The sequence below is a fragment of the Fuchsiella alkaliacetigena genome, assembly GCF_023227765.1.
Classification (GTDB): domain Bacteria; phylum Bacillota; class Halanaerobiia; order Halobacteroidales; family Acetohalobiaceae; genus Fuchsiella; species Fuchsiella alkaliacetigena.
Map to the genome: position 1 here is coordinate 1 of NZ_JALKBZ010000079.1, position 7,138 is coordinate 7,138.

General features: G+C 35.8%; 4 protein-coding genes. 2 read left to right on the plus strand and 2 right to left on the minus strand.

Annotated elements, in window-relative coordinates; translation table 11 throughout:
• Window positions 1-98: 98 nt before the first annotated feature.
• Together brxL and MWH30_RS13035 are read right to left on the minus strand one after the other, a co-directional pair.
• Complete coding sequence (brxL, locus tag MWH30_RS13030; RefSeq protein WP_248664531.1) at window positions 99-2,060, minus strand: BREX system Lon protease-like protein BrxL; 1,962 nt, start codon at window positions 2,058-2,060, stop codon at window positions 99-101.
• A 343-nt stretch (window positions 2,061-2,403) separates the two neighbouring features.
• A complete protein-coding gene (locus tag MWH30_RS13035; RefSeq protein ID WP_248664532.1) occupies window positions 2,404-4,827 on the minus strand; it encodes a heavy metal translocating P-type ATPase in 2,424 nt (807 codons plus the stop codon).
• Window positions 4,828-5,366: 539 nt separating this feature from the next.
• Here MWH30_RS13035 and MWH30_RS13040 point away from each other — a divergent pair.
• Together MWH30_RS13040 and MWH30_RS13045 are read left to right on the plus strand one after the other, a co-directional pair.
• Window positions 5,367-6,233, plus strand: a complete 867-nt coding sequence (locus MWH30_RS13040) for an ABC transporter permease (protein WP_248664533.1) — start codon at window positions 5,367-5,369, stop codon at window positions 6,231-6,233.
• The gene (locus MWH30_RS13045; RefSeq protein WP_248664534.1) at window positions 6,233-7,027 is read left to right on the plus strand and encodes an ABC transporter ATP-binding protein; all 795 of its coding nucleotides are present in this window, start codon (window positions 6,233-6,235) and stop codon (window positions 7,025-7,027) included. The genes MWH30_RS13040 and MWH30_RS13045 overlap by 1 nt, the downstream gene beginning before the upstream one ends.
• Window positions 7,028-7,138: the final 111 nt, after the last annotated feature.

Genomic DNA, 7,138 nt, shown 5'->3' on the forward strand with positions numbered 1-7,138 from the left:
ATTTACATTTAAGGGATATATAATTAATAAAAATTTACCCTTGACAAATGAAAATATTTTTTATGCAATGCTAGTGAATTAAAATATTCTAATTCGAACTAAACAGTAATAAAAGTAGAAACTTGAGAAATTACTTCCTTAGGTACCTCTACAAAGACATTATCCCTCTTCAAAGGCAGCATAGTCTTAATCTGTCCATCCTCTTTCTCTAGCTTTAAAGCTCTAATCCCATAAGTATGTTCTGAATCACGATAAATACTGCTTTTTTCAGTTACTAACAGTCCAGTAGTTACCGATTTACCACTTAAAGAAGAATAAAGAGCTACAAAAAAAGCACTACCAATATCGGCTTCTATCTTTCTCAAAATGGGAATAATACTTATATAAAAATTATAGTTATTCACATTTTTTCCTAAATTATCGCAAAGATTCCTCTCCTTCAAGAAGATAAAGGTTTTTCTAATCTGGTTTTTAAACTCCTGTTCCATTTCTCCTTTAAAAATCAACTTACCCTGTCCTGGCTCAGCTACAACCCTCAACTTTAGCAAAGCAAAATCACTTTCTTCAATAATCTGACCTATATAAACCACTCCTGGCTTAGCTAAAGAACCCTTAAAGCAATTATCCAGCTCCGGTAAAGTTGGATAATACTGCTCTTTAGTCTGGCGGTCCTGATACTCAAAGGTAGTTTCCTTATACTCAAAAGAACCTAACCTAATTAACTGCTCTTTAACCCTTTTCCGTCCTTCCAAAGCAATATCTAAATAAGACTTCAGATTGCTTTTATCAAAATTCCCGTGGGGATGAAGTAATTTTAAAAATCCAGATACTGTTTTTTTAACTGCTCGCTTATCGCGGGCATCCATTCTTTCATCAAAAATATAATACTCGTCTATTACTTCACTAAAGTCCATCTCCCTTAGCTCATTTAAAGCTAAGGCTAAATAACTATTCTGCAATCCATAATTACTAGTAAGATCGTTCTCCTTTAGCTTTTTCATCTCCCAACCAGGCAGATAAAAATGAAAACGATCGATTAAAGCCATATCTCGCATAAGATCAGGTAAGGGTTCAAAAAGATGGCTATTGCTAAGCAATATCCTCAAATTACGATTAATATTCCCTAAAAACACCAGCGAAGCTTCAGCATTAATCTCTTCCTCACCTCTACTAAAGGCTCCAGACTCCATATAATCCTTTAAAATTTGAATAGCCGTTTTATCTTTAAAATCTATATAAGCTACTTCATCGAATGCCACTACATCCCATTTTCCTACTAAGCCAATTTCTTTAGTCCCCATATTATAAAAGAGATTAGCTACTGTAGTCTTTCCACCGGAAACTAAAATAGACTCCCCGGATAGTTGGCGATATACATAAGACTTACCAGTTCCTCTAGCTCCTAGTTCTACAAAGTTATAATTCTTTTCTACAAAAGGAATCAAACGACTTATCAATAACAACCTCTGTCGCCTAGGCAAATCTATAGACTCTATACCTATACTTCTCAATAGAAGTCCCAACCATTGAAAATCAGTTAACTTAGCTACCTTTTGTTTAAATTGAGCTAAATCAAAACTTGCTTCCTGACAAGGAAGCAAGTTTTCTACTTTAAATTCACTATCCGGGCCCGCTTCCTCTCCTAAATAGCTTAACTTTACTTCAGCCCAAATTCCATTTTCCAATAAGCCTGGATGTTTTTTAACTATCTCTTTAGGTAGTACTGCTTTTTTAACCCCCAAATGTAGCAGTTGGGCCCAATACTTATTTTTTCCCGCTACTGACTTAGCAGTTATTTTGTCCAAAAAAGTCATTTCTTCGCCATCTCTCAACTCTGCCTTCAGTTTACGGCCCTCTTTATGTTTGATCAGCTTATTACGAATAGAGTCTCTAATCTCTTCAATATCTTTTTCTTTTAATTCCTCAGCCGTATAATCCAACAGTAAATTTTCTACCACATACATCGGCAAGTTAAGCTGGGAATGTAATCTATTAACCAGCCCCTTATCAATAATATGTTCTGGAAATATATCCTTAGCTTTATGATTGATTAATGCCATTTTAAATCACCACCATTCTTACCTTATTTACACCTCAGATTTATATTTATCAAATCTATACTCTAAATAAACCAACCTATATAAAACTTTCTTTCTAGCTTTAATTTTTCCTTTACAATCTTAAATTTTTTTACATCTATTTTTAATTTTAAATCTTTAGCTAACTTAATCTCTCCTTTAGCTAGACTAAAGTAAAGACTAAGAATTACTGATTTAAAAGCTAACTACAGTAAACACTTTGCTAGTCAAAGCTTAAGTCCTTATTTAAACTTAGCAAGTATCGGTCTTCAAAAAAGATGGCAAACAAAAAGACCTCCCCAAAAATCTCGGGAAGCCTTTTAAATTAAGCACTATAAGAGAGGTCAACTTTGCGTAAACGAGTTGAATTGAGTACTACACAGATAGAGCTAATGGTCATAGCCCCGGCAGCAATAATTGGATTCAACAAGCCTAAAGCTGCAATCGGAATAGCCAAGGTATTATATATAAAAGCCCAGAAAAGATTCTGTTTAATAGTCTTAAAAGTAGCCCGACTGAGCTTTAAACCAGCTATCACCGCACTGAGCTCACCTCTAACCAAGGTCAAATCCGAAGACTCAATGGCAATATCAGTTCCAGTACCAATAGCAATTCCTACATTGGCCTGCTTTAGAGCTGGAGCATCATTGATTCCATCACCTACCATAGCTACCTTTTTAGCAGCCTCTTGTAACTCTCTCACCTTAGAAGCCTTCTCATCAGGTAATACTTCAGCCAATACTTCCTCAATACCTACTTGGTCAGCTATAGCTCTAGCCGTTCTTTGATTATCACCAGTCAGCATAATTGGAGTTAAGCCTAACTCTTTCAAACTTTTAATCGCCGCTTTAGAATCCTCCTTAAGTGTATCGGCTACAGCTATAATACCGATCACCTTACCATCGTAAGCTACTAACATAGCTGTTTTAGCCTCTTTTTCTAACTCTATCTGTTCTTCTGCCAACTCAGCAAACTCAACTTGGTAATCATTCATTAATCTTTGGTTACCAATCAAAGCCTCTTTTTCTTCAATCTGCCCTACAATCCCTTTACCTACTACAGCATTAAAGTCCTTGACTTCTTTAAAGTCAATCCCCTTAGCTTCAGCCTCTTTTACTATAGCTTCCCCTAAAGGATGTTCTGAACGAGCCTCTATACTAGCTGCAATCTCCAAAACTTCAGCTTCTGAAAAGTTAGCAACCGGAATTATATCGATAACCTCGGGCTTGCCCTTAGTAATAGTTCCAGTTTTATCTAATACAATATCGGTCACATCTTTAATAGTCTGAATAGCTTCTCCATCACGGACTAAAACCCCATTTTCAGCTCCTTTGCCGATTCCTACCATCAAAGCAGTTGGAGTAGCTAATCCTAAAGCACAAGGACAGGCAATTACTAATACAGCAATACTAGCAAAAATAGCCGTTGTTATCAAAGCAGTTCCGCCCAAAAGCAACCAAATAATAAAGGTCAAGAGGGAAATACTAATCACCACTGGTACAAAATAACCAGTAACTTTATCAGCAAACTCCTGAATAGGAACCTTAGAGCCTTGAGCTTCCTCCACCATCTTAATTACTTGAGCTAAGAAGGTATCCTTGCCAACCTTAGTCGCTTTAACCTTTAAAAAGCCTTGTTTATTAATAGTAGCTCCAATTACTTCGTCTCCCTCTTCCTTATCTACCGGCATAGACTCTCCGGTAGCCATAGACTCATCAACAGCACTTACTCCTTCCACTACTACCCCGTCGGTAGGTATCTTCTCTCCCGGCTTAACTAAGATAATATCATCAACCTGTACTTCCTCTATAGGCACTTCCTTTTCCTCACCATCAACTAATATTCGAGCTGTCTTTGCCTCTAATGCTAATAGTTTCTTAATAGCCTGCGAAGCCTTTCCTTTAGCTCTAGCTTCTAAGTAGCGACCTAAAATATGAAAAGACATAATTCCAGCCGCTAAACCGAAGAAAGCATAAATATCAAAAAAGAAAGAAGCTATCCCGTAGGAATAAGCAGCTAAGGTTCCTAAGAAAATCAGCACATCCATGTTAGCTACTCCGTGCTTTAAAGACTTTAAGGCACTTTTATAGGTAGTAGAGCCAATAATAAAGACTACTGGAAAGGCCAATACTCCCTCAATAACTTTCTGAATAGTCATCGGAATAGGGGGTCTAAGCCCAGCTAAATTCCCAAACATCAAAATAAAAACAGGAATAGTAAAAATAAAAGCAAAAATCACCTTATTAAAAGCTTCTTTCATCATCTTTTCTTCTTTATCTTCCTCTTGACCTGCACCTACAACATCTAAGTCAGCTTCCACTACTTGATAACCAATCTCCTCAATACTATTAACTAACTGCTGATAGGAAAGCAAATCGCTTAAATACTTAACCTTAACCTGATTAGTAGTTAAATTACCATTAACTTCAATTAAACCAGATAACTGCTCTAAACGACCTTCTATCCTATTAATACAAGCTGCACAAGTAATACCATCTACCTGCAAGCTTTCTTCAACTAAGTTAACACTATAACCTACTTCCTCTACCAACTCTAAAATATCCATTAACCCAATTAGCTGCGGGTCATACTTCACCGTTGCTTTTTCAGTAGTTAAAACTACTGTTACCTCCTCAATTCCTTCTATAACTGCTAACTGCTGTTCAACCCGATTACTACAGGCAGCACAGCTCATACCATGAATTTCAAAACTAATCTTTTTTAACCCTTTGCTTGTTTGAATACCCATAATTGTTCCCTCCCTTTAATTAGCATCTCCTGATACCCCCTTGGGGTATTAGTGGTATAAATATTAACAAACTTCAAGTGTTTTGTCAAATTCGATAGCTATATAGAAAATATTAAGTTTAACTCAAGGATCCACTTTGATAAATCTCTAAATAATTAGCAACTTCAAAGAAGGCAAAAATGACCAATAACTTAATTTAATCGACTTTAAAAATAAATAATTACTTTATTTGACCTTAGATATGGCTTGACTAACAAAAGTTTTTATTATACAATTTGTAAGTGGAAGATAAAAGAATACTAAGTTTCTAGTAATTGGAGCTTTGAAGCTATCTAACCCCAACTTCTTAAGTTCCAATTTTAGCCTCTTCTACTTAAATTATTTTTTCAACTTCATAACTCCTTTCACTTAAGCTTTAACTATGACTTTAAAATTATAAATTAAGTTCATCTGCAAACAAGGAAAATACCTTGTTTGTTTTCTCATGCCTTTAATTAAACAATAGAATAATTAATACCTAAAAAGGAGGTATATAAAGTATGGAATTTATTCTTAAACAGATTTTCAGTAAAGAAGGTTTATGTGTAAATTTAAAAGAAAAAGTAATTTCTTTACTAACTCAAAATAAAGACCTAATTCTAAGGGGACTTTCAGTTGCTATTTTAATTAGTATCTGGTGGTTTTTAGCTGAAATTGGAATTACTAATCAAGCTCTAAGATTGGATACATCTAGGTGGCCTTCACCTTGGGAAGTAGCAACTGCCACTTATCACTTAGCTACTCAACAGCCTGCTAATATGCTAACTCATATGGGAATGTCGCTTTATAGAGTTCTATTTGGATTCGTTTTAGCTGCTATCATCGGTATTCCCTTAGGCTTAGCAATTGGCTGGAATAGTGTAATTGAAAACTTGACCTTTCCCATTATTGAAGCCTTAAGACCAATTCCACCTTTAGCATGGATTCCAGTAATTTTAATTGCCTTTGGAACTGGAACCACTATGATCTTTATCACTTTTATTGGTGCTTTTTTTCCGATTGTCTTAAACTCTATTTTAGGAGTGAAGCAGGTCAAAGAGGTACAAGTAGAGGCTGCTAAAAGCTTAGGAGCCGATGAGCTAACTATTTTCCGAAAAATTGTTATTCCTAAAGCCCTTCCTTCAATCTTTGCCGGCTTAGGTATCGGTATGGGGATTGCTTGGGTCTCTATTGTGGCTGCTGAAATGGTAGCTGGAAACTACGGTTTAGGTTATTTTGTCTGGTCTATGTATAACACCCTAAACTATGCTTACGTAGTAGTAGGAATGATTTTATTGGGAGTTTTAGGTTATATATGTAGCTTAGTTGTTCGTGAATTAGGTAATAAAGCTACACCTTGGACGGACTTTCAAGGAGGGGATTGTTAATGATTGAATTTGAAAATGTATCTAAGGTATATCAAACTCCTGCTGGAGAGCCTTTTCCAGCAGTTAAAAACCTTTCTTTAAAAATTGAAGAAGGAGAGTTTGCCACAATTTTAGGCCCTAGCGGCTGTGGAAAATCAACTTCTTTAAGAATGATAGCTGGCTTTGAAGAGCCTACTAGAGGTAAGGTGCTAGTCAATGGGCAAGAGGTAGAAAAACCTAATAGTAATCGGGCCGTAGTATTTCAAGAAAATAGCGCCCTTTTTGAGTGGAAAACCATTAAAGAAAATGTGATGTTTGGCCCTAAAGCCTGTGGTGCTAGCAACTCTGAAGCTGAAGAAATAGCTGAAAAAAATCTAGAATTAGTTGGTTTAAAGGATTTTCTGCAACAATATCCGGCCCAATTATCAGGTGGAATGCAACAGCGAGTACTTATCGCTCGGGCCCTAGCTAACGACCCAGACATTCTCCTAATGGATGAACCCTTTGGCGCTTTAGACGCCTTAACTAAGACTTTACTTCAAGAAAAACTACTTAAAATATGGGAAGAAACCGGACAAACCGTCTACTTTATTACTCACGATGTAGAAGAAGCAGTATTTCTAAGTCAAAGCATCCACGTAATGACCGCTCAACCCGGACAGATAAAAGAAAGTTGGCAAAATGAATTACCATATCCACGTGATTTAGATGTTCGTAAAAAAGACGAATTCAAAAAACTAAAGGACGATATTTTGAAGACTATTCACAACGAAACTGTAACTGCAGCCAAACAAAAAGAAGCTGAAATTGCTTAAATTAATTGAATACTGATAAGGAGGTTGTAAAAGCTGTTAAAATACTAGTAAAAACTATATAAAAGTTATAAAAACGCTTGAAGCTCTATCTATATTTTGATATACTATAGA